The organism is Pseudomonas sp. AC193 (assembly GCF_979258075.1).
On sequence record NZ_OZ409832.1, the window covers coordinates 1,858,350 to 1,882,058 of the forward strand.

The window sequence follows — 23,709 nt, forward strand, 5'->3', positions numbered from 1 at the left end:
ATGAGGATGACGGAGAGCTGTCAATGAAAAAACATACGCTTGTTTGAAATGCCCGTTACAGGCGTGTTGCCAGAGGTTTCACGGCTGGCCGACGGGCCGGTGCATGGGTATGCTGGCGTCATCCCGCGTGTGTTTCGCATCCGCGCATTGTTTTAAGGAGTCTCTGTGGAGTTTTTCACCGAATACGCCAGTTTCCTGGCCAAGACCGTTACTTTGGTGATCGCCATTCTGGTGGTGCTCGCCAGTTTTGCCGCGTTGCGCAGCAAGGGCCGACGCAAATCTGCCGGTCAGTTGCAGGTCAGCAAGCTCAATGATTTCTATAAGGGCCTGCGTGAACGCCTGGAGCAGACATTGCTCGACAAGGATCAGCTCAAGGCGCTGCGCAAGGGCCAGGCCAAAGCCGAGAAAACCGAGAAGAAACAAAAGAACAAACCTGACGCCAAAGCGCGGGTGTTTGTGCTGGATTTCGACGGCGATATCAAAGCCTCGGCCACCGAAAGCCTGCGTCATGAAATCACTGCACTGTTGACTCTCGCGACACCGAAAGACGAAGTCGTTCTGCGTCTCGAAAGCGGCGGCGGCATGGTGCACAGCTATGGTCTGGCGTCCTCGCAGCTGGCGCGTATCCGCGAAGCCGGCGTGCCGCTGACCGTGTGCATCGATAAGGTGGCCGCGAGTGGCGGTTACATGATGGCGTGCATTGGCGAGAAGATCATCAGCGCGCCGTTTGCGATCCTCGGCTCGATTGGTGTGGTCGCGCAGTTGCCCAACGTCAACCGGCTGCTGAAGAAGCACGACATCGATTTCGAAGTGCTGACCGCCGGCGAATACAAACGCACCCTGACGGTATTTGGCGAAAACACCGAAAAGGGCCGCGAGAAATTCCAGGAAGACCTCGACATCACCCACCAACTGTTCAAAAACTTCGTGTCACGCTATCGCCCGCAACTGGCGATCGACGAAGTGGCTACCGGTGAAGTCTGGCTGGGTGTTGCGGCGCTGGATAAGCAACTGGTCGATGAACTCAAGACCAGCGATGAGTACTTGGCAGAACGTGCGAAGAAGTCTGAGGTTTATCACTTGCATTACGCCGAGCGTAAGAGCCTGCAAGAGCGCATCGGCATGGCGGCCAGTGGTTCGGTGGATCGCGTCCTGTTGAGCTGGTGGAGCCGGTTGACCCAGCAACGCTTCTGGTAATAGCGGCACGTCCACAAGATCGCAGCCTTCGGCAATTCCTACAGTTATCCCCATGTAGGAGCTGCCGAAGGCTGCGATCTTTTGATCTTAAACACCCATCCCCCCTAGCGAAATTTCCTCGCCCATCGCGGAAACGTCCTGCATTTTTCTCGCCGCTCACCTTCTAGGCTGATAGCCGAGAATAACGGCAATCTACGTAAGGCGCTGTTCAATCGATTGACTCAAGCTGCGCTGGATCGTTTTAGAGCTCATTTGGCACCTGTTGAAGTACCAACGTTCGGGCCTGTTGATTAGCCATTATCAAAGGACAGGCAATAAAAAATCTGAAACCGGATCAGCTCCGGTTTCAGATTCAGGTGTTGCGGCTAACGTGGATTAGCGGCGACGGAACAGCGGCAGCGGTTCGTCGGTGGCGGCCTGATAGGTCACCGAGAAGTCCTTGAGACCTTCAAGGGCTTCGTACGGGTCTTTATCCGGGCGCACGGCAAAGGCGTCAAAACCGCAACGGTGCATGTAGAACAGTTGGTCGCGCAGTACGTCGCCAATCGCGCGCAGTTCGCCTTTGAAACCGTAACGGTCGCGCAGCAAACGGGCGTTGGAGTAGTTGCGGCCGTCAGTGAACGCCGGGAAGTTCAGGGCAATCACCTGAAACTCGGCAACGTCTTCACCGATTTCTTCGGCTTCTTCGTCAGCGTCCAGCCAGACACCCAGGCCGCCGTCGCGGGCCTTGAGCATGCGGCTATGTTCGCGCCACAGCTGCAACGGTACGATCAAGTCGTCGCAGTTGCTGATCTCGTCGATGTTGAAATCTTTTGGCAGCAAGTGCCAGGTTTCGTCGACGACTTCGTTGTTCTTAATGATTCGCTGCATAGACGCGTTCCTTGAAGAGGTCGATGCCAATACGCTGATAGGTGTCAATGAAGCGTTCGTCCTCGGTACGTTGTTCAACGTACACGTCGATCAGCTTCGAGATCACGTCAGGCATGACTTCCTGAGCGAAGGACGGGCCGAGGATCTTGCCCAGGCTCGCGTCACGGCTGGCGCTGCCGCCGAGGGAGACCTGATAGAACTCTTCGCCTTTCTTGTCCACGCCGAGGATGCCGATGTGGCCGACGTGATGGTGACCACAAGCGTTCATGCAACCGGAGATGTTCAGATCCAGCTCACCGATGTCGAACAGGTAATCGAGGTCGTCGAAACGGCGCTGGATCGATTCGGCAATCGGGATCGACTTGGCGTTGGCCAGCGAGCAGAAATCACCGCCAGGGCAGCAGATGATGTCGGTTAGCAAACCAATGTTCGGTGTGGCGAAACCGCCTTCGCGCAACTCGCCCCACAGGGTGAACAACTGGCTCTGCTCAACGTCGGCGAGAATGATGTTCTGTTCGTGCGAGGTGCGCAGTTGACCGAAGCTGTAGCGGTCGGCCAGATCGGCGACGGCGTCGAGCTGCTTGTCGGTGATGTCGCCCGGGGCAACGCCGGTCGGTTTCAGCGACAGGGTCACGGCGACATAACCCGGCTTCTTGTGCGCCAGGGTGTTGCGAGTGCGCCAGCGAGCGAAACCCGGATGCTCTTTGTCGAGGTCGGCCAACTGAGCGGTCTGGTTTTCCAGGGCCTTGTAGTCCGGATCGACGAAGTGCTTGGCCACACGCTGCAGCTCGGCTTCGGTCAGCGTGGTCTGGCCACCGCGCAGGTGTTCCATTTCCGCGTCGACTTTCTGCGCGAACACTTCAGGCGTGAGCGCTTTGACGAGGATCTTGATCCGCGCCTTGTACTTGTTGTCGCGACGGCCGTAGCGGTTGTACACACGCAGAATGGCGTCGAGGTAGCTCAACAGGCCCTGCCATGGCAGGAATTCGTTGATGAACGCGCCAACCACTGGCGTACGACCGAGGCCACCGCCGACCAGTACACGGAAGCCCAGTTCGCCAGCAGCGTTGTGCACCGGCTCAAGGCCAATGTCGTGGACTTCGATGGCGGCGCGGTCAGCGGTCGAACCGTTGACGGCGATTTTGAATTTGCGCGGCAGGTAGGCGAATTCCGGGTGGAACGTCGTCCACTGGCGGACGATCTCGCACCATGGGCGCGGATCGATCACCTCGTCGGCGGCGACACCGGCGAACTGGTCGGTAGTGACGTTGCGCAGGCAGTTACCGCTGGTCTGGATCGCGTGCATCTGCACGGTGGCCAGTTCCGCCAGAATGTCCGGAATGTCTTCCACCGCCGGCCAGTTGAACTGCACGTTCTGCCGCGTACTGATGTGGGCGTAGCCCTTGTCGTAGTCGCGGGCAATCTTGGCCATCATGCGCATCTGACGCGAAGTCAGCTGGCCGTAAGGCACCGCCACACGCAACATCGGCGCAAAACGCTGGATGTAGAGGCCATTTTGCAGGCGCAGGGGGCGGAATTCTTCTTCGCTCAGCTCACCTGCCAGATAGCGTCGGGTCTGATCACGGAACTGCTTGACGCGGTCCTTCGATGATCCGCTGATCGTACTCGTCGTATACGTACATATAAGTCCTGTTCTCAGGCTTGGGCCATTCGGAGTAGCACTGCGTTTTCGCTTGCTGGAGTCCGATTGTGCCTCTGCAATTCTGCGCGCACGGCCGCGCTCTCCCTAACGGAGCCGGGGCAATATACCTGTTTGGGGTTATGCGCAAAAGTGATGTTTGAGTATATGTAAAGAACCAAAACGCCTAACGAGAATCACTGTCAACTAATCCACATTTGTAGTGCGGACAATCATCGTCTTAACTGTGGTCGAGTCTTTCTGCAATCACCGATAAAACCGACAAGAGGCGATGCAATGAGCAATCCGACCAAGGCAAGAAAAAGCGACAGTAGCGTCGATGCGTGGGCTATTTTGTTCCTGATCATTCTCGTAGTAGGAACGGCGGTCTTCTGGGTCAGCCATCAGTAAACGACTCATCCGGGCCCCGCTTGCGACGATTGTCGGACAAAAACGGGATCAGGCATTAATAGCCGGTGATTCGATGGCTATAATGCGCGGCCATTTTCTCTTGGGCCCGGATGACTCATGTTGAAGTTTTTGCACCTCGGCTTGCTGCTGTTCAGCGCGCTATTGTCAACCGCTGCGCGAGCGGAGTCTGTGCTGTTCCTCAATCCGGGCTCGACGCAGGAAGCCTTTTGGGTCAGCTATTCGCAGTTCATGCAGGCAGCCGCTCGCGACCTCGGCATTGATCTGCAGATCCTTTATTCGCAACGCCAACCTGAACTCACCCTGGCCCAGGCGCGCATCGCGCTGCAAGGGCCGAATCGACCCGACTACCTGATTTTCGTCAACGAACAGTACATCGCGCCGCAAATTCTGCGCCTGGCTCACAACAGTGGCGTGAAGCTGTTCATGGTCAATAACGCCCTGACGGCGGATCAACAGGCGTTGGTCGGCGAGCGCGGCGATCAGATCGGCAGTCTGGTGCCGAACGACGAGGAGGGCGGCTACTTGATGATGAAGGAGCTGATCCGCGTGCATCCGCCGGTGGCAGCAGGTGAGCAGATTGAAATGCTGGCGTTCTCCGGACTGAAAATCACCCCGTCAGCGCAATTGCGTGAGCACGGCATGCAGCGCGCGTTGGCCGAGCATCCGCATGTGCGTTTGCGCCAACTGGTTTACAGCGGCTGGACTCAAGAGCGCGCCTACGAACAGGCGAAACAACTGTTCGGCCGCTATCCAAAGGTTTCGCTGGTGTGGTCGGCCAACGATGAAATGGCCTTCGGGGCGATGCGTGCCTACGCCGAAACCGGCAAAGTCCCGGGCAAGGATGCGTTGTTCAGTGCGGTCAACACTTCACCGGCGGCATTGCAGGCGTTCGTCGACGGTCGATTGAGCGCCCTGGTCGGCGGCCATTTCACGCTGGGCGGCTGGGCGCTGGTCGAGTTGCACGACTGCGAGAAGGGCGTGGATCTGAACCGCTACGGCGGCAGCGATCGGCAAATCCCCTTGCTGCAACTGATCGACAAGCCCCAGGCTCGGCAAATGCTGGCCATGGGCGACTCTCCGGACTACGGCGTGCATTTCCGCAAGCTATCCGCCAAGGGGCAACCGGATTCCTATCGTTACCCGTTCAACCTGCAAACGCTGATGCGCTGACCCCCCGTCAAACCCCGGCGAAATGCAGCACCAGTTTGACGATGGCAAACAACGTCAGCGCGAACACTGCCGTGAACAAAATCCCCAGCACCACGAAATGGCTGGGCTTGCCATGGGTGAAATCCCTTGCCCGATTCTTGCCGCTCTGCACCCCGAACGCGGCGGCCACGACGCTGTGCAGCATCTGCCAAAAGGTCGGCGGTTTGTTGTCGACTGGATCGTCCATAAATCTCTCGTCATCACAGTGTGAACAGCAAGCATAGCTAATTAATTCCCTGTGGCTCGCTGACAAAAGTGACGGCATATATATATGTACCGCCATCGCCAGCGCCGCCGGTGATGAACTGACGTCTCATTTACAAGTCGTCAGGATTTCAGATGCGAGCACTCCTATCGGGCCGGCAAGAGGGCCTGCACACGCCATTCGTTAAACACAAACTGCAACAAAGGTTGCGTCACTTCAGTCCTGCAAATATCCAGCAGCTGGATCAGGCAAGAACACCCGGAGGTCTGCCCGAAGGGGCGATGCCTGAGTGGTTTGAAGCGCTGACCGAGGTGCAACGGCAAATCGTGCGCGACACTCAGCAACGCAGCCGCACGTCCAGTCAGAATCTGGCGAAAACCCTCAAAGGGCTCAAGGGTGTCGTCGAATTTGCGCAACCCTTGCTCGAAGACGCGCTGCTTGAAAAGTTTGGCATCAAGGTCGATACGGCCAACACCTGGCTTTACACCGAGCTTTACCGCGACAGGCTCATCACCGATCAAAACCTGCTGCAATTGGCATTACGAAATTTTGCCGACGAGCAGCCCTTCGCTGAAACAGACATCATCGCGGAACAGGGGGAGAGGGCGCCCATTGTTGATGAAAATGACGGATCTTATGGCTGGTATTACCCCAAATTCGGCCACTCCCAGTGCTACAGAATCAAGAAGCTGGCGATCAAACCCGGCGACTTTGCGCTGTTATGCCGTGAGCTGGATATCGGCAAGCAATATCAGCAGCACTTGGCGGCAATATTTGATGCGGCCGACACCGCTGCAACGGTCAAGGCACAGACCATTGAAGCGTGGAAAGAAAGCCTGAGGGCCCATGCGCACATTGCTCGCCTGAAGTCGCTGCTGAGCCCGACCGCCTACCTGGCAGTGCTCGGCGTACTCAACGAAGAGCCGGCGACGACGCTGGACGGCGAACCCGTTGCGTTTAGCCAATTGCATGTTTTGGGCCTGCCTGCCAGCGAAATGTTCGTGCTGGGCGCGAATCGGCGTAAACAGAAAAAAATTGACCTGAGCTTGAGCAATCCCGGCACCAACCTGTTCAGCGTGTTCGGTTATACCGACTCTCGAATCATCGTCTGCATACCGGGCGACCCGGTGGCGCCAATCAAGGAGTACGCATCGCTCAGGGCATTCGAGCGGGATCTCGCGTTGCGCCTGCGAGACGCCGCTTATCAGCGTTCGTTTCTACGTCTCATCCCGCATGGCGACGCAGGCAGGTTTCTCGGCAGCGTTCAGTCAGCGTTGCAAACGCTGAAGTGGGATCCAGATGCACCACACCGCGAACAAACGTTGTTCGGGCATTTCGACGGGATCTATCAACGGGTTTATCGAGACGACCCGGTGCTGGATCTGGCGGAAAGTTTTTTTGCCGAGAATTTGTTCGACGAGTTGTACACCCGCCACCAGACGCGCCTGAAAGAATCCTCCGCGCAATTGGCGGTGCCGACTGCCACCGTCGACCATGACGCCTGGTATGCGCGGTTGGCGCACTATGCCGAATGGGGCTTGAACATACTGAACGTCGCAGCGTTCTTTATACCAGGGCTGGGCGAAGTGATGATGGCCGTGATGGCCGTACAATTAACGCTGGACGTCTACCACGGAGCGCAGGCCTGGAGCATTGGCGACAGTGATCAGGCATGGAGTTATCTCAGCGCTGTCGCAGCCAATCTGGCGTTTATGGCCGTGCTCGGCGCGGCCGCAAGCAGAGCGCCGAAAATCCTCTCGACGCCGTTTGTCGACGGGATGGTCAAAGTCAAACTGCCGTTCGGTGACGAGCAACTCTGGCGGCCGGGTGTTGCGCAGTACAGAAGCCCGGTTGTGTTGCCGTCCACGCTCGAACCCAACTCACTTGGGCAATATGCAGTGGGTAGCAGAACGTTTATCCGCCTTGAGGGCGAGGTGTATGAGCAAACCTTTGACACGACCCTCGGACGCTGGCGCCTCAAACATCCGAGCGACCCGAATGCCTATCAGCCAGCGCTGCGTTCCAATGGCCAGGGCGCTTGGCGACACGATTTCGAGCGCCCGCTGCAATGGGATCGGGCGACGCTGCTGAGACGGCTGGGCCACGTAACCGATGGGCTGGATACGGCAGCGTTGGAGAACATCGCACGAATCAGCGGGGTCGACGACAGCGTGCTGCGCAAAATGCACATCGACCACCAATCCATGCCCTCGGTCTTGTCCGATACCTTGCGCCAGTTTCGGAATGGTGTTCCCGTCGAAACGGCGCTGACGCCTGAAATCAAACAACTGCAAGGCACCTTTCCGAGTCTGTCGAATGACGCCGCACAAGAGGTGTTGAATGCCGCCACCGCTCAGGAGCGCCGGTTTAACCGACGTAGCGGGCGGCTGCCGGTGAGTCTCCTGCTGAAGGCGCGCACTCGCGCCAGAGTCGGGCGAATGAACCGGGCGCTGGCGGGCATGCAGCAGCCAGGCCTGGCGTCCTTTGACAGTCAGCGTCTGGCCCTGCGTGCTTTGGAGAAACAACCAGGCTGGCCGCAATCATTGCGTCTGGAGGTACGTCAACACGACTGCACCGGCAAGATCCTTGCGAGTATCGGCAACGATTCGGCCGAAGACGTCAAATACCTGGTCACCGAGGGTGGTCAACACCACCAGACCGGGCAATTTCAAGCCTTCGACAGCCAGGGTAATGCGTTAAACAGTGTGCCGCGGCAGGGCGACAACTTTCATCAGTCGTTGATGCACGCTTTGCCGGACGATGCACGTATAAGGCTCGGGCTGCCGAACGTGGGGCAGAGCGCCGAGTTGCAAAGCCTGCTGATCCAATATGCGCAGAGGCATCGCAATCAAATGTTCGAAACATTATTTCCGAACCCGCCCGGTCGACGCTTCAAGTCGCCGACACGCCTGGTTAATGGTCGCATTGGCTACCCGTTGAGCGGTCGTGGGGCGAGTGCAATGGTCAACCCATCGTTGACCTCAAGGGTGCGCGACCTGTATCCAGACTTTTCAGATGACTCGGCGCAGACGATGATCAATCACCTGTTGCTCGGTGGAAGTACCGAGACGCAAATTGTGCATTTGCTCAACCTGCGCGCCATGGAGTACGAGACGCTTGCCATTCAACTAGAGCAGTGGAGCGCCGAGGGGGGCGCATCGTTGGCCCGTCAACAAACGGCGCAAATGGTCAAGGACGCCTGGCGGCTGCGGGGGCTGGTCGATGTCCCGGCCGGGATCCATCTGGATTGGGGGAACGCCGGCGTGTTGCCAGAGCTGACGGCGCATTTCCCGCACGTGAGCAGTGTGCAATTGAGTGTCGACAGTTTGCTCAGTCAAAGCAGCGAATCGTTTATGCGGCAGTTTCCTAACATCCGTTCACTTGAGCTGTATGTGTGGGATCCCCTGCAGTCGGCACGGCTGGCCGAGAAGCTCAAAATGCTCCCCGGTATTCGTGAGTTGTTGCTGGGGGGGAATCTCGGTAGCGAGTTCAGTGAGGCGGCGCAGTCGCTGGTGAATGTCATGCCGCAGTTGGAAAGTCTGACGTTGCGCGGAATATCCAGTGCGCTGGATGTCAGCCAATTGCCCCGACTGCGCGCATTGAATGTGGCGGGTACTCTCGAGCGTTGGCCCAAGGGCATTCTGGAGTTGCCCGGGCTTGAACAAGTGAACCTGCGACACGCCAACATCAAGGCGTTGCCTGCCGAGCTGTACGCAGGTCACGAAAAGCTGTGGCGCGGGCTGGATCTCAACTGGGCCAGGCTCGACGCTGAACAGTTCGTCAAAGCCTATGAATACGTACGAGACAACCCTGCGCACGTGCTGGACAGCGAACAGATACTCGAGCGTTACAGTCGCGACTCACTGCAGATTGCGATGGATTGCGGCAGCGATCTTTCCGCCGCCGCGCTTAGACAAGTCAAGGCGCGAGGGCTGTCGGGCCGGGCGCTACTCGATCACATCAATGCTTTGCGCCAGGATCTGCAAATGGTGTCCGGGCAACTGACCGACTGGCAGGAACGGTTGGCCATCGTCAACGGCCGGACTGTCGATCTGAATGCCCGACGGAACGCTGCTCGACTGATTCGCGAATGCTGGCGTGAGGGCTTGCGCCAACGCTTCGGCCTTGCTGGGGACGCCTCTGTAAATGCCGAGCCGCGACCGGGATCATCCACCTCGCTCCCCTTGCCGGTTGTTGCGCCTGACAACGTGTTGATACTGGACTTGTCAGGGGCAGCACTGGGTGACCTGCCTGATTTATCCGCGTTGGCCACCACGGATTTTTCCCACGTATTGGCGCTCAAGTTGTCGGAAGTCGTGGCCCCGGTTGATGCCTTGAATCAATTTCTGCCGCACTTCAGCGAGCTTCGGACGCTGGATCTGAGCCGCAATCAGCTGTTCGATTTGCCCTCGACACTCAAACAACTGCCAAAGCTGAAAGACCTGGGGCTGCAGCACAATTATCTGACCATCACACCCTCGCTACAGGCACGTTTGAACGGATTGTCAGGTCTGGAAACCCTCGATTTGCGCTACAACCGCGTCGAGTCGCTGAACGTTACGACTTTACGAGGGCTGAAGCGTTTGCGTCTGGGCCACACCGCGCTTGCTGCTTGGCCCGAGGGCGTATTGGAGTTGCCTGCGCTGACCCGGCTGGAGCTGAACAACAGCGCAGTCGTGGACATTCCCGACGCCGTTTTCAGCGGGTATGGCCGTCTCCAGGTCGATCTGGGAGGATGTCGACTGACGACCAAGGCCCGTCACGATCTGCTGGCCAAGAGTCATGAATTTGCACCAATGGGCATTTCCAGAACTGACTTGCGTGAGGGTTTCACCCTGGGCGGCCCCGCGTATTTTCCGCCCTTGGTCAGCCAGTTTCCGGAACTGTTGTTGCCGTTAAGCGTGGAGCCCGCAGCGCAGTTGGCGAGAATGACGCCCAAGGCGCGCCTGCAAAGGCTTGACCCGGATCTGCGGGACACCGAGGCGTTGCAGGCAATTGATGAACTGACACTGAGCCACGGGGCGGAAGCGTTGTTCGCCCGGATGGATCATTGGGACATGCAGTTTCAGACGTTGACCGAATCCCTGAACCAATGGATCACTCAGCCGCCGTTTCAGTTGCGAGAAATGAGTCTGCCGCTCTGGGTCAGCGCTGTGGAACGGCGCAAAGCCGCCGATCAGATACTGGCGTGCTGGCGGCAGAATCTGCGGGAATTACCTGCGGCCGAACGGGGTAGCGCCGGTTTCACCCTTGATCTGTCCGAGAACCCCTTAGGTGATTTGCCGACGCTGGCAGGGGATTTCTCTCATGTCGGTACATTGAAACTGAACAAGGTTTTTATTAGCGAGCAGGGCCTGGACGGTTTTCTCGGAGCATTCCAAGGCATCCATACATTGGAGCTAAACAGCAATCTTCTGGCGAACCTGCCCGCGCCTGTTTTTGCGATCAACGACCTCAAGCACCTGTCGGCCTCGGGAAACCAGCTGAGATCGACGCCACAACTGACAACGCAACTTGCGACGTTGACTCAGTTGCAGTCGCTGAACCTGTCGCACAACTGGCTGGAATCGCTGGACGTCAGTCCACTCGCCCAGCTTGAGGCACTCAATCTGCAAACCAATCGTCTAATAGCGTGGCCTGAAGGAGTGCTCGAACTGCCTTCGCTCACAACGCTGAATCTGCGAGACAACATGCTCGAAGCCGTGCCCCCGGCCTTGATGACTGAGCGCTACAGCCGATTGCGTGAAGGCGTGGATTTGTCGAGCAATGACAGTCTGAACGGGCAGAGCCTGATAATGCTGCGCAACGAGATTAATCCCGGTGAAACCATCATGGGCTGGTCTGCCGAAGAGCTCGACGAGGTGCTGGACAGTGAGGAGGCTGACAGCATTTTCGACAGTGATACGTCGCCGCTCAGTGATGAAGAGGTGGATGTCGGCCATGTCACCGGTGACGAGGCGCGTCAGCGCTGGATCGATCCAGCGTCAAATGACGCTCAGGAACTGACACGAATCTGGCGCGATTTTGAGCAGCAGCCTGACAGTGCGGCGTTCTTCAATCTGCTCGACCGCATGGAGGGCACCAAGGACTTTGCGCTTGGGCGCACTGACCTCACTCGTCGTGTACATCGGGTGTTGAAAGCCGCTGACAGCGATGAAAGCTTGAGGCGCACGGTCTTTGCGATGGCGCAATCGGCGCAGACCTGTGGTGACGGGCGCATCCTGTTATTCAGCGACATTGAGGTGAAGGTCTTCGAGTTCGAAACCGTCAAATCCACGCCCTTGAATCAGCAGGACAGTGTGCTGTTCAAACTGGGTAGAAAACTGTTTCGCCTCGGCCGAATTGAAAAAATTGCCGATCGCGATGTGCTGCAACGCCAGGCACGAGGGGGCAGGCCGGATCCGGCGGAAGTGCGGCTGGCGTATCGGATTGGTCTGGGTGACAGGCTGGAACTGCCGGGGCAGCCGAAAGACATGCTCTACAGTGGCAACGTCAGCGCCGCCACACTGGACACCGCTTACGCGGAAGTGATTGCAGCCGAGCAGTCGGCTGACTTCATGGAGGATCTGGTCACGCGCGATTACTGGATCGCCCAATTGAAGCGCAAATACCCAGGGCGATTCGCTGCTTTAAAAGACAAACAGGCGCAAATTCAGGGCGAGCTGGAAGATCGTTATACAGAGATAACCGAGGCTTACCTGACGGAAGTCGGGGCGCTGGAGGTGGAATTCAAAACCCAGGAAACCGGGTTGTTGCTTGAGATGACGAACACTGAACGGCAACAGTTCAGCGTGTAAGAGAGAGGGATGAAACCTCGGTAGCCAGACGGTCTACCGAGGTTTTTTTCAAGCTGCGTTGATCAGTTGTCGTAGCCCAGATTCGGCGCCAGCCAACGTTCGGTCACGCTCAGTTCCTGACCTTTGCGCGAGGTGTAGCTGGCGATCTGATCCTTGTCGACCTTGCCCACCGCGAAGTACTGCGCCTGCGGATGGGCGAAGTACCAGCCGCTGACCGCTGCCGCCGGGAACATCGCGTAGTGCTCGGTGAGGAACACTCCGCTGCGGCCGGCACGCATTTCTTCGGCCTCCGGGTCGAGCAGCGCGAACAGCGCGGCTTTTTCGGTGTGATCCGGGCAGGCCGGGTAGCCCGGGGCAGGGCGGATACCGCTGTATTGCTCTTTGATCAGCGCTTCGTTGTCGAGGGTTTCGTCCTTGGCATAACCCCAGTGCTCTTTACGCACTTGCTGGTGCAGCCATTCGGCGCAGGCTTCGGCCAAACGGTCGGCCAGCGCTTTGACCATGATCGAGTTGTAGTCATCGCCAGCGTCTTGATAGGCCTTGGCCACTTCTTCGGCGCCGATGCCGGCGGTGGTGATGAAACCACCGACGTAGTCGGTCACTTCGCTATCCTTCGGCGCAACGAAGTCGGCCAGCGAGAAGTTTGGTTTGCCGTCGGTCTTGATGATCTGCTGGCGCAAGTGATGCAGTTTGGCCAATGGCTTGCCGTCATCGCCGTACAGTTCGATGTCGTCGTCATGCACCTGATTGGCCGGCCAGAAACCGAACACCGCACGGGCGCTGATCAACTTCTCGTCGATCAGCTTGGCGAGCATTTCCTGCGCATCCTTGTACAACGAAGTCGCAGCTTCACCGACCACTTCGTCTTCGAGGATTCGCGGGAATTTGCCGGCCAGATCCCAGGAGATAAAGAACGGCGTCCAGTCGATGTATTCGGCGAGGACTTTCAGGTCGATGTTGTCCAGAACCTTGCTGCCAGTGAAGGTTGGTTTAACGGGTTGATAAGTCGCCCAGTCAAACTGCGGCTTCTTGGCGATCGCTGCGGCGTAGCTCAAACGCTCGGTGCGGGCGCTGCGGTTGGCGGTGCGCTCACGCACATCGACGTATTCCAGACGGGTCTTCTCGACGAAACCGGCCTTCAATTCTTTCGACAGCAACTGCGTCGCCACGCCGACCGCGCGGGAAGCGTCGGTCACGTAGACCACGGCATCGTTGCTGTACTTCGGCTCGATCTTCACCGCGGTGTGCGCTTTGGACGTGGTCGCGCCACCGATCATCAGCGGCAGATGGAAGTCCTGACGCTGCATTTCGCGCGCAACGTGCACCATTTCATCCAGCGACGGCGTGATCAGACCAGAGAGGCCGATGATGTCGCACTTCTGCTCTTTGGCCACCTGCAGAATCTTCTCGGCCGGCACCATCACGCCGAGGTCGACGATGTCGTAGCCGTTGCAACCGAGCACCACGCCAACAATGTTCTTGCCGATGTCGTGCACGTCGCCCTTGACGGTGGCCATGAGGATCTTGCCCTTGGCTTCCGGCTTGTCGCCTTTTTCCAGTTCGATGAACGGAATCAAGTGCGCTACGGCCTGCTTCATCACACGGGCGGATTTCACCACTTGCGGGAGGAACATTTTGCCGGCGCCGAACAGGTCGCCGACGATGTTCATGCCGGACATCAGCGGGCCTTCGATCACTTCGATCGGACGGGCGAATGACTGACGCGATTCTTCGGTGTCTTCAACGATGTGCGTGGTGATGCCTTTGACCAGCGCATGCTCCAGACGCTTATTGACCTCCCAGCTGCGCCACTCTTCGGTCTCGGCTTCCTTGACGCTGCCGTCGCCCTTGTACTTGTCGGCAATGGCGAGGAGGGCGTCGGTGCCGTTTGGCGTGCGGTTGAGCACCACGTCTTCAACGGCATCGCGCAGCTCTTGCGGGATCTGATCGTAGATCTCCAGTTGACCGGCGTTGACGATGCCCATGGTCAGGCCCGCGCGGATTGCGTACAGCAGGAACACCGAGTGAATCGCCTCGCGCACCGGGTTGTTGCCACGGAACGAGAACGACACGTTGGACACGCCGCCCGAGGTCAGCGCATACGGCAGTTCATCGCGGATGTAGGCACAGGCGTTGATGAAGTCCACAGCGTAGTTGTTGTGTTCTTCGATACCGGTGGCGACGGCGAAGATGTTCGGGTCGAAGATGATGTCTTCCGGCGGGAAGCCGACTTCGTTGACCAGAATGTCGTAAGAGCGTTTGCAGATTTCTTTTTTGCGCGCTTCGGTGTCGGCCTGGCCGGCTTCGTCGAACGCCATCACCACCACGGCGGCGCCGTAGCGCTTGCACAGCTTGGCGTGATGAATGAACTGCTCGACGCCTTCTTTCATGCTGATCGAGTTGACGATGCCCTTGCCCTGAATGCACTTCAGGCCGGCTTCGATCACTTCCCATTTGGAGGAGTCGATCATGATCGGTACGCGCGAGATGTCCGGTTCACCGGCGATCAGATTGAGGAAGGTCACCATGGCCTTCTTCGAATCGAGCATCCCTTCGTCCATGTTGATGTCGATCACCTGCGCGCCGGCCTCGACCTGTTGCAGGGCGACTTCCAGCGCTTCGGTGTAGTTGTCTTCACGGATCAGCCGGGCGAATTTCGCCGAGCCAGTGATGTTGGTGCGCTCGCCGACGTTAACGAACAGCGAGCTGCGATCGATGGTGAACGGCTCCAGACCCGAGAGGCGGCAGGCCTTAGGGATGTCCGGAATCTGACGCGGCGCGTAACCGGCGACGGCTTTGGCGATCGCTTCGATGTGCCCCGGTGTGGTGCCGCAGCAGCCGCCGACGATGTTAAGGAAACCGCTCTGGGCGAATTCTTCGATGACCTTGGCGGTTTCCGACGGCAGTTCGTCGTACTCGCCGAATTCGTTCGGCAGGCCGGCGTTCGGGTGCGCGGAAACGTGGGTGCTGGCCTTGTTCGACAGCTCTTCCAGATACGGACGCAATTCACTGGCGCCGAGCGCACAGTTGAGGCCGACGGAGATTGGCTTGGCGTGCGCCACCGAGTTCCAGAACGCTTCAGTGGTCTGGCCCGACAGGGTACGGCCGGAGGCGTCGGTGATGGTGCCGGAAATCATGATCGGCAGTTCGATGTGCAGCTCTTCGAACACGCCTTGCACGGCGAAGATCGCCGCTTTGGCGTTGAGGGTGTCGAAAATGGTTTCGATCAGGATCAGGTCGGCGCCGCCCTCGATCAGACCTTTGGTGGCTTCGGTGTAGTTTTCCACCAGTTCATCAAAGGTGACGTTGCGATAGCCCGGGTTGTTGACGTCTGGCGACAGCGAGCAAGTGCGGCTGGTCGGGCCGAGTACGCCGGCAACAAAACGCGGCTTTTCCGGGTTTTCGGCAGTCTTGGCGTCGGCAATCTTGCGCGCCAGTCGTGCGCCTTCTACGTTTAACTCGTAGGCCAGCTCTTCCATGCCGTAGTCGGCCATGGAAATACGCGTGGCGTTGAAGGTATTGGTTTCGAGAATGTCGGCGCCGGCGTCCAGATAGGCTTTTTCGATGCCACCGATCACGTCAGGGCGGGTCAGCACCAACAGGTCGTTGTTGCCTTTGACGTCGCTCGGCCAGTCGGCGAAGCGTTTGCCGCGATAGTCCTGCTCTTCGAGCTTATAGCTCTGGATCATCGTGCCCATGCCGCCGTCGAGTATCAGGATGCGCTCTTTGAGAGCTTGCTTGAGAGCTTGAAGGCGGACGCTGCGATCGGACATTTGGACTACTCGGAAAGACCATTACGAAGGAGCGGGATCATAACAAACCTGTGCGGTTTTAGAGCATGTGGCGCTTTTGCATGAATATCGCTCATGTTGGTACGGACGTCATAATGTAGAATCGCGGCGTTTTTTTATAAAATCGGGATCAGCAGCATGTCTTACCGCGTCATGGGTTTTGTGTTGCTGTTTCTCAGCTGGGGCGCCGTGGCGCAAGAGCCAGCGGCTGCACCTGCCATTTCCCCATCTATTTCCTACACCCGCGACATCCAGCCAATCTTCACCGAGAAGTGCGTGGCCTGCCATGCGTGCTACGACTCCGCCTGCCAGCTCAATCTTGGCAGTGGCGAAGGCGCGGCCCGTGGCGCGAGCAAAATGCCGGTGTATGACGGCGAGCGCACTAAAGCGGCGCCGACCACCCGATTGTTTTATGACGCCTTCGGTAAACGTGCCTGGCAGCAGAAAGACTTCTATTCGGTACTCGATGCGCAGGGCAGCCAAGCGGCGCTGATGGCGCGGATGCTCGAGCTGGGGCACAAGACGCCGCTGACGCCTAACGCCAAGTTGCCCGAAGACATTGTTCTGGGGTTAAACCGCGCAAATCAATGCGCAATGCCTGCCGAATTTGAAGGCTACGCCGGTGCTCACCCGAAAGAGGGCATGCCGCTGGCGGTCACTGGCCTGACCGATCAGCAATACCAGACGTTGCAGCGTTGGCTCGCCTCCGGTGCGCCGATCGACGAGCAAGGCCTGGCACCGAGCGCCAAAGAATCCCTGCAAATCGTTCAGTGGGAAAACTTGCTCAACGCTCCCGGCGCCCGCGAAAGCCTTGTCGGCCGTTGGCTCTATGAACATTTGTTCCTCGCGCACCTTTATTTCAAGGACGGCGAGCCGGGGCATTTCTTCCAGTGGGTGCGTTCGCGCACGCCGACGGGTCAACCGATCGACCTGATCGCCACCCGCCGCCCGAACGACGATCCGGGCACGCAGGTGTATTACCGCTTGTGGCCGGTGCAAGGGGTGATCGTGCACAAAACCCACATTACCTACCCGCTGAGCGCGGCGAAAATGGCGCGGGTGAAAAGCCTGTTTTACAGCGGCAACTGGCAGGTCAACGCCTTGCCGGGTTATGGGCCGAACAGCCGTGCCAATCCATTCGCTACGTTCGAGGCGATTCCGGCGCAGGCGCGGTATCAGTTCATGCTCGATAACGCCGAGTACTTTGTCCGCACCTTTATTCGCGGCCCGGTGTGCCGTGGGCAGATCGCGACGGACGTGATCCGCGACAACTTCTGGGCGCTGTTCCAGGCCCCGGAGCACGACCTGTACATCACCGACCCGAACTATCGCGGCCAGGCCACGCCGTTGCTGGCGATGCCGGGGCAGAACGACGACGTCGGCAGCGTGCTGACCCTGTGGCACAACTACCGCGACAAACGGAATGAATACGAGGCCCTGCGCCGCGACAGCTATGCCGAAGTCCCTGCGCCGAGCTGGTCGACGCTGTGGGCCGGCAACGACAACGCGCTGCTGAGCATCTTCCGTCACTTCGACAGTGCTTCGGTGACCAAAGGCCTGATCGGCGAAGTGCCGCAAACCATGTGGTTGTTCGACTATCCGTTGCTGGAACGCACCTATTATCAGTTGGCGGTCAACTTCGATGTGTTCGGCAACGTCTCCCATCAGGCGCAAACCCGCCTGTATTTCGACCTGATCCGCAACGGCGCCGAGCAGAATTTCCTGCGTCTGATGCCTGCTGATTCGCGCGAGGACTACCTCGATGATTGGTACCAGAGCAGCGGTCAGTTCAAGATGTGGCTGGATTACGAGTCGATCGACGACGACAAACCGACCGCGCTGAAACTCAACGAAAAAGATCCGAAATACGACTTCGCCATGCAGTTGCTGGCGCGGTACGGCGACCTGAATGCGCGACCTGATCCGATCAACCGTTGCGACAACGCTTACTGTTCACGGCCGAATATCGACCCCGCATTGCAGAACGCCGAACAGGCGCTGAGTCGCCTCACCTCGCGGCCGGCCGCCGGTTTGAAGGTAATTGATCAGTTGCCCGAAGCGACCATGCTGCGCATCGAAACGGCCAGCGGCAAACGCGAGGTCTACAGCCTGCTGCGCAACCGCGCGCACAGCAACGTGGCGTTCCTCACCGGAGAATCGCTGCGTTATCAGCCAGGGCTGGACACGTTGACCATTTATCCCGGTGTACTCAGCAGCTATCCGAATTTCATCTTCAATATCCCGGCTGATCAGGTGCCGGCGTTTGTCGATGCGATGGACAGTGCCAGGGATCAGGCGCAATTCGAGAAAATCGTCGAGCGCTGGGGGATTCGCCGTAGTCATCCGCAGTTCTGGTTCTATTTCCATGATCTGAGCCGCTACATCCACGAAACCGACCCGGTGGAAGAGGGCGTGCTCGATATGAACCGGTACGAGAATCTTTGATCTTTTAAGCCGAGCCTGCTGTCCCAATTTCAGCGACCACACAAATCCCCTGTGAGAGCGGGCTTGCTCGCGAAAGCGTCGGTACATTCAAAATGGATGTCACCTGACACACCGCTTTCGCGAGCAAGCCCGCTCCCACAAGGGGATTGAGGTGGATTTGAGGGTGTGGAAGGGAGCGGGTGATGTTGATTTCAGTGCAAGCCCTGCGTGCGCTGGCTGCGTGGACGGTGGTCTGCCACCATTTCATGCAGATTTTCTTCGACTTCGAAGCGCGCGGGCCGATTGGGCAGTGGTTCATCGACAAAGGCGCGGTGGGCGTCGATGTGTTCTTTGTCATCAGTGGTCTGGTGATCTTCCTTTCCACCGAAAATAAGCCGCTGCCCCCCGCGCGGTTTCTGCTCTATCGCCTGTTTCGCATCGTCCCCGCGTATTGGCTGTACACGGCGCTAATGGCGTTGTTGGTGGTGTTCGCCCAGCCGTTGCTGCCCGATCAAACCGTGGATTGGGGGCATTTTCTACTGTCGCTGCTGTTCATTCCGACTGAAAATCCCGGCGGCTACGGAATCTACCCGACGCTCAATGTCGGCTGGACGCTGAATTACGAAATGCTCTTCTACGTGCTGTTTGCCTGGGCGCTGCTGTTTCGCTTGCAAGTGCGCCTGCTGGTGGTCGCCGCGCTGCTGTTTGCGGTGAGTCAGGCGTGGACGGGGTTTGGCTGGATCAGCGAGTTCTATCGTTCGGACATCGTTTACGAGTTTCTGCTGGGGATTGGCATCGGCATGCTCCATCGTCGCGGCTGGATTGGCGCCGGTTTATGGCTGCCGCTGGCCGGGATTGTCGCGGCGTTGCTGGCGATTTATCACTTGGTGCCGGCGCCACGGCTGCTCAATTGGGGCGTGCCGAGTGCGGTGCTGGTGATGTCGTGCATGGCGCTGGAGCGTTATTTCGAGCGCAGCCGGTTGCTGAAACTGCTCGGCGACTGCTCGTATTCGGTGTACCTGATGCACGTGCTGGTGCTCTCGGCGGGCGGTTTCATTGCGCGTCGCTACGGGATCAACCCGTATCTGATGTTCGTCGTCTGTGCGCTGGCGATCGGCGTTGGTTCGTGGCTGAGCTACGAATGGGTGGAAAAACGCAGTTACCGCTGGCTCAAGGCGCGGGTCGATGGCGAGCCCGACGAGAATCTTTCCCGACAAAAATACTAGGACTTTGTCCGGCGCAACGATTGGCGTAAACTGCGCCCAAGCCTGCGAGGAGTTTCCATGACCGCTATTACCATTACCGACGCCGCCCACGATTACCTGGCTGATCTGCTCTCCAAGCAGAACACCCCGGGCATCGGCATCCGCGTCTTCATCACCCAGCCTGGCACCCAGTACGCCGAAACCTGCATTGCCTACTGCAAGCCGGGCGAAGAAAAACCTGAAGACACCGCGCTGGGGCTGAAAAGCTTCACCGCGTATATCGACCACTTCAGCGAAGCGTTCCTTGACGACGCTGTTGTCGACTACGCCACCGACCGCATGGGTGGCCAGCTGACCATCAAGGCGCCAAACGCAAAAGTGCCGATGGTCAACGCCGACAGCCCGGTCAACGAACGCATCAACTACTACCTGCAAACCGAAATCAACCCGGGGCTAGCCAGCCACGGCGGTCAGGTCAGCCTGATCGATGTGGTTGAAGACGGCATCGCCGTTCTGCAATTCGGCGGCGGCTGCCAGGGCTGCGGCCAGGCGGACGTAACGTTGAAGGAAGGCATTGAGCGCACCTTGCTTGAGCGCATTCCGGAGCTGAAAGGCGTTCGTGACGTGACTGACCACACGCAGAAAGAAAACGCCTACTACTAAGTGGTGTTCGCTGCGGACAAGAAAAACGGCGCTGTGGCGAGGGGATTTATCCCCGATGAACTGCGCAGCAGTTTCAATTCAGGCAATGCATTTTCCCGTGATGAATGCATTGTCTGAAGCCACAGAATCAAAAGATCGCAGCCTTCGGCAGCTCCTACATTGGAATGTATTTCCCTGTGGGAGCTGCCGAAGGCTGCGATCTTTTGCTTTCAGGGCCTGTAAAGGTGTGCATGCCCCGCGCGATACAACGATGACTCGCTAAACACCTCACTCCCCAACACCCGACCCACCAGAATCAGTGCCGTACGCCGAAACCCTTTCGCTTCAACCTTCTCGGCAATGTCCGCCAGCGTCCCCACCACCCAATCCTGATCCGGCCACGTCGCCCGGTGAACCACCGCAATCGGGCAATCCGCGCCGTAATGCGGCAGCAACTCCAGCAGAATCTTCGGCAAATGATTAACGCCCAGATGAATCGCCATGGTCGCGCCATGCTGGGCCAGACTGCCCAATTCCTCACCCGCTGGCATCGCGGTTTTATCGGCATAGCGGGTCAGAATCACGCTTTGCGAGACATCCGGCAGGGTCAGTTCCGCCCCCAGCAACGCCGCACACGCCGCCGTCGCCGTCACGCCGGGAACGATCTCAAACGGAATATTCAGCTCGCGCAGATAACGAATCTGCTCACCGATCGCGCCATACAGACTCGGATCGCCGGAATGCACTCGCGCCACATCCTGACCGTTCGCGTGCGCGGTTTTGATCAGTTCGATGATCTGTTCCAGATGCAATTCGGCGCTGTTGACCACTGTTTCAGCCTGATGACCGTCCAGCACTGCCGCCGGTACCAGCGAGCCTGCATAAATGATCACCGGGCAGCTGCGAATCAGCCGCTGGCCTTTGACAGTGATCAGTTCCGGGTCGCCGGGGCCGGCGCCGATGAAGTAGACGGTCATCGCTAAATCCTGTGAAAAAAAGGCATGGCCAACACTTCAGATGAAGATTGCTCATGATCAATGGCGGGGATTATCGGGAATTTAGGCAGCGCCGGCCAATGCGAAGGTGGCCTGAGCGTATTTTTGTCGGGAAATCAGCAGCTTTGCCGGTGCCTGAATCAGCTGTTCGGCGAGGGCCAGCGCGGCACTTTCGGCGACGCCGTAGCAACCGGTGCGCTCGTAAGCGATCTCGGAACGGTGGCTGAGGCGTTCCTGATAACTGGCCAGTTCTTCGCTGCTGAAATACAGCAACGGCAGCGCCAGTTGCGCGGCGAGCTCTTGCAAACCGGGCTCGTCGCGCTTCAGGTCGATGCTGGCCAAGGCCTTGATCGCTTGCAACTCAATGCGATGCGCCTGTAACGCCTGATCAAGTAGCGCGCGCAGCGTGCTGACGGGGCAGCCGCGCTGGCAACCCAGGCCGACCACGAAGGTCGGCGCTGCGCTGTCATTCGTCATGCGTGGTATTGGCCATCGCTTTTGCGGCGGAACAACCAGGCGCTGATCAGGCCCAGGGCCAGCCAGAACGCGATGTTGGTCAGCTGCGAAGCGATTTTGAACTGCGCTTCCAATGCTTCAGGGGCGAGCATCGAATGCACTTCCGGCTGCGGTGCGCCGATCACGTGCGGCACGGCGAGGATCGCCACACCGAGGACTTTCATCAGCCAGTGACGGCTGAACGCGATCAACGACAGGCCGACAGCGGTAGAGGCGGCCGTGCCGATCCACCACATCTGTCGCGAAGCCAGATCAGCCGCCGCGGTGCCCGGCAGTTCTGGTGGCAGACCCAAGGTCGGCGCGAGGACGAACGTGGCGTACCCGGCCAGACCCCAGAGCAGACCTTGCGAAGTTTTGGTGGGCGCACGGAGAGTGTAGAGACCGGCGAGCATCAGGGCGAAACCGACGGCGACGACCAGATTGCCGCCAGTGGTCGAAACCACGCGCTGCCAGCCGGGCTCCGGCTCCCAGGCTTCGGCGTCGTGGGTGTGGCCGGCCATGGCGCCTTCGGCGTGTTCATGCACGGCGACGGGTTCGGATTTTTCGAAAGTTTCCGCTTGAAGAATCAGTGGCGAGACCCAGAAGCTTTGCAGCAGGGTGAGGAGCAGGGCGGCCAGAAGGCCGGTAAACCCTGCGGTTTGCGCGATACGCTTGATCATGTCGGCAGGTCTCAGTGGCACGGGAACGCGGCGCTGTGGCGGGTATCGTGGGCGGCGTTGTGTACCGCTTCGATGTGCGAGAAGCCGGCGAAGTAGACCAGGCCGGCGCCGAGGATCGACGCGAAGATCGCGGCGGTCAGGCGTTGGCTCAGTGTGGCGGTGCTGGCGATTTTGTCCGTGTTGCTGCCGGTGCTGCTGATGATCGACATGGCGCTTCCCTCTGGAGTGTCAGTGGGTGATTTGAGCGCATGAAAACCCCTGCGGGTCGGGCTCGCAGAGGTTCGAACAGCGCCCGCCCACCGCGGGTTTGTTATGTTCAGCTGCGCACGAGGTGCGCGCTGTGTGTTAAGGGCCGGTCTCCGGGCTCACGAGGGGTTGGCGTCAGGCCGACCTGCAAGCGTCTCCTTCCCATGCTTTTGGGCACAGTGGTTTTGACGCTTCGCTCGCTTACCGTTGCGGGGGCAGCACCGGACTGACATGGCTTGAGTAAAGCACATGATTCACCGGTTTCCCGTTTCACCCTGTGAAGGGCACCCGTAACAAGTTGTGTAGGAGAGCATGAGGGGGGATTTGAGTCAATTGGATGGGGGGCATATCCGTTGCTGCGGTAACGGCGGCTTAGGGTTTCGCCCTTACGGCGAGTCACCTTTTCCAAACGCCGAAAAGGTAACCGAAAATGCTTTGCCCTGACGTTCGGCCCTCGCTGGGGCTCGGGTTCCTTCGCTCCGGGATTGATCCGGGGGGCAGCGCCTACGGGTTGCTTCGCTGCACCTCCTCTCGCTGTGTTTGGCTGCGCCAAACGGTCGCTGCGCTCCCACCCCCGGATCAATCCCTCCGCTCAGCCTGCCGACGGGCTCGGAGCTCAAGATCAAGATCAAGAGCAGGCGAGCTGACACTCGGCCTATTGTGTGGTGAGGAGCGGGGCGTGCACGGCTTTTGATTTGTGTTGTTGCTGCCCCTCACCCCAGCCCTCTCCCGAGGGAGAGGGAGCCGATTGGTGGGCTTTTCAAAATGTGTGTTCGACTCGGTCTTTCACGTCGGCGTATATCTCCCAGTCCACGCAATCAGTCCCCTCTCCCTCCGGGAGAAGGTTAGGGTGAGGGCTTATGTAGGGGCCGATTGGTGGGC

Annotated in this window: 13 protein-coding genes, 1 pseudogene and 1 riboswitch; of the genes and pseudogenes, 6 read left to right on the top strand and 8 right to left on the bottom strand. The window is 58.7% G+C overall.

The features are described 5' to 3' along the window. Positions 1 to 165 precede the first annotated feature (165 nt). A complete protein-coding gene (gene sohB / locus ACZZ0D_RS08635) occupies positions 166 to 1,197 on the top strand; it encodes a protease SohB (protein WP_053120855.1) in 1,032 nt (343 codons plus the stop codon). A gap of 375 nt (positions 1,198 to 1,572) precedes the next feature. On the opposite strand, the gene ACZZ0D_RS08640 is transcribed toward sohB, so the two are convergent. Together ACZZ0D_RS08640 and ACZZ0D_RS08645 are read right to left on the bottom strand one after the other, a co-directional pair. After that, a complete protein-coding gene (locus tag ACZZ0D_RS08640; RefSeq protein ID WP_008080464.1) occupies positions 1,573 to 2,067 on the bottom strand; it encodes a DUF934 domain-containing protein in 495 nt (164 codons plus the stop codon). Next, positions 2,051 to 3,710, bottom strand: a pseudogene (locus ACZZ0D_RS08645) (nitrite/sulfite reductase). Before ACZZ0D_RS08645 ends, ACZZ0D_RS08640 begins: the two are co-directional and overlap by 17 nt. 524 nt (positions 3,711 to 4,234) lie before the next feature. Here ACZZ0D_RS08645 and ACZZ0D_RS08650 point away from each other — a divergent pair. Further along, positions 4,235 to 5,308 (top strand): ABC transporter substrate-binding protein, encoded by a 1,074-nt coding sequence (locus ACZZ0D_RS08650; protein ID WP_463552933.1) that lies wholly within the window; start codon positions 4,235 to 4,237, stop codon positions 5,306 to 5,308. Between the two features lie 7 nt (positions 5,309 to 5,315). Here ACZZ0D_RS08650 and ACZZ0D_RS08655 read toward each other — a convergent pair whose 3' ends face one another. Further along, positions 5,316 to 5,534, bottom strand: coding sequence for a DUF2970 domain-containing protein (locus ACZZ0D_RS08655; protein WP_463552934.1), 219 nt, complete (start codon positions 5,532 to 5,534; stop codon positions 5,316 to 5,318). A gap of 152 nt (positions 5,535 to 5,686) precedes the next feature. Between ACZZ0D_RS08655 and ACZZ0D_RS08660 the strand changes: the two genes are divergently transcribed. Further along, entirely contained in the window at positions 5,687 to 12,349 is a 6,663-nt protein-coding gene (locus ACZZ0D_RS08660; RefSeq protein ID WP_463552935.1) for an NEL-type E3 ubiquitin ligase domain-containing protein, read from the top strand. A 62-nt stretch (positions 12,350 to 12,411) separates the two neighbouring features. On the opposite strand, the gene metH is transcribed toward ACZZ0D_RS08660, so the two are convergent. Continuing rightward, positions 12,412 to 16,122, bottom strand: coding sequence for a methionine synthase (gene metH / locus ACZZ0D_RS08665; RefSeq protein WP_463552936.1), 3,711 nt, complete (start codon positions 16,120 to 16,122; stop codon positions 12,412 to 12,414). A 156-nt stretch (positions 16,123 to 16,278) separates the two neighbouring features. Here metH and ACZZ0D_RS08670 point away from each other — a divergent pair, with 156 nt between their 5' ends. The 3 genes from ACZZ0D_RS08670 (at position 16,279) to nfuA (ending at position 20,432) form a co-directional block, all read left to right on the top strand. Continuing rightward, on the top strand, positions 16,279 to 18,585 hold the full coding sequence (locus ACZZ0D_RS08670; protein ID WP_463552937.1) for a fatty acid cis/trans isomerase: 2,307 nt from the start codon (positions 16,279 to 16,281) through the stop codon (positions 18,583 to 18,585). Positions 18,586 to 18,767: 182 nt separating this feature from the next. Further along, entirely contained in the window at positions 18,768 to 19,790 is a 1,023-nt protein-coding gene (locus ACZZ0D_RS08675) for an acyltransferase family protein (protein ID WP_463552938.1), read from the top strand. 57 nt (positions 19,791 to 19,847) lie between these two features. Continuing rightward, on the top strand, positions 19,848 to 20,432 hold the full coding sequence (nfuA, locus tag ACZZ0D_RS08680) for a Fe-S biogenesis protein NfuA (protein WP_007912592.1): 585 nt from the start codon (positions 19,848 to 19,850) through the stop codon (positions 20,430 to 20,432). Positions 20,433 to 20,641: 209 nt separating this feature from the next. Here nfuA and cobM read toward each other — a convergent pair whose 3' ends face one another. The 4 genes from cobM to ACZZ0D_RS08700 form a co-directional block, all read right to left on the bottom strand. Continuing rightward, positions 20,642 to 21,388: a precorrin-4 C(11)-methyltransferase gene (cobM, locus tag ACZZ0D_RS08685; RefSeq protein ID WP_463552939.1), complete on the bottom strand. Its 747-nt coding sequence runs from the start codon at positions 21,386 to 21,388 to the stop codon at positions 20,642 to 20,644. Positions 21,389 to 21,469: 81 nt separating this feature from the next. Then, complete coding sequence (locus ACZZ0D_RS08690) at positions 21,470 to 21,883, bottom strand: cobalamin biosynthesis protein (RefSeq protein WP_053120837.1); 414 nt, start codon at positions 21,881 to 21,883, stop codon at positions 21,470 to 21,472. Then, positions 21,880 to 22,581 (bottom strand): CbtA family protein, encoded by a 702-nt coding sequence (locus tag ACZZ0D_RS08695; protein WP_463552940.1) that lies wholly within the window; start codon positions 22,579 to 22,581, stop codon positions 21,880 to 21,882. Before ACZZ0D_RS08695 ends, ACZZ0D_RS08690 begins: the two co-directional genes overlap by 4 nt. Positions 22,582 to 22,592: 11 nt before the next feature. Next, complete coding sequence (locus ACZZ0D_RS08700; protein WP_053120833.1) at positions 22,593 to 22,790, bottom strand: CbtB domain-containing protein; 198 nt, start codon at positions 22,788 to 22,790, stop codon at positions 22,593 to 22,595. 124 nt (positions 22,791 to 22,914) lie between these two features. Further along, positions 22,915 to 23,134: riboswitch (cobalamin riboswitch) on the bottom strand. Between the last annotated feature and the right edge of the window lie 575 nt (positions 23,135 to 23,709).

Coding starts and splice junctions, on each gene's coding strand:
- ACZZ0D_RS08640 (WP_008080464.1), bottom strand. CDS start 2,067: ATGCAGCGAATCATTAAGAACAACGAAGTCGTCGACGAAACCTGGCAC.
- ACZZ0D_RS08650 (WP_463552933.1), top strand. CDS start 4,235: ATGTTGAAGTTTTTGCACCTCGGCTTGCTGCTGTTCAGCGCGCTATTG.
- ACZZ0D_RS08655 (WP_463552934.1), bottom strand. CDS start 5,534: ATGGACGATCCAGTCGACAACAAACCGCCGACCTTTTGGCAGATGCTG.
- ACZZ0D_RS08660 (WP_463552935.1), top strand. CDS start 5,687: ATGCGAGCACTCCTATCGGGCCGGCAAGAGGGCCTGCACACGCCATTC.
- metH (WP_463552936.1), bottom strand. CDS start 16,122: ATGTCCGATCGCAGCGTCCGCCTTCAAGCTCTCAAGCAAGCTCTCAAA.
- ACZZ0D_RS08670 (WP_463552937.1), top strand. CDS start 16,279: ATGTCTTACCGCGTCATGGGTTTTGTGTTGCTGTTTCTCAGCTGGGGC.
- ACZZ0D_RS08675 (WP_463552938.1), top strand. CDS start 18,768: ATGTTGATTTCAGTGCAAGCCCTGCGTGCGCTGGCTGCGTGGACGGTG.
- nfuA (WP_007912592.1), top strand. CDS start 19,848: ATGACCGCTATTACCATTACCGACGCCGCCCACGATTACCTGGCTGAT.
- cobM (WP_463552939.1), bottom strand. CDS start 21,388: ATGACCGTCTACTTCATCGGCGCCGGCCCCGGCGACCCGGAACTGATC.
- ACZZ0D_RS08690 (WP_053120837.1), bottom strand. CDS start 21,883: ATGACGAATGACAGCGCAGCGCCGACCTTCGTGGTCGGCCTGGGTTGC.
- ACZZ0D_RS08695 (WP_463552940.1), bottom strand. CDS start 22,581: ATGATCAAGCGTATCGCGCAAACCGCAGGGTTTACCGGCCTTCTGGCC.
- ACZZ0D_RS08700 (WP_053120833.1), bottom strand. CDS start 22,790: ATGTCGATCATCAGCAGCACCGGCAGCAACACGGACAAAATCGCCAGC.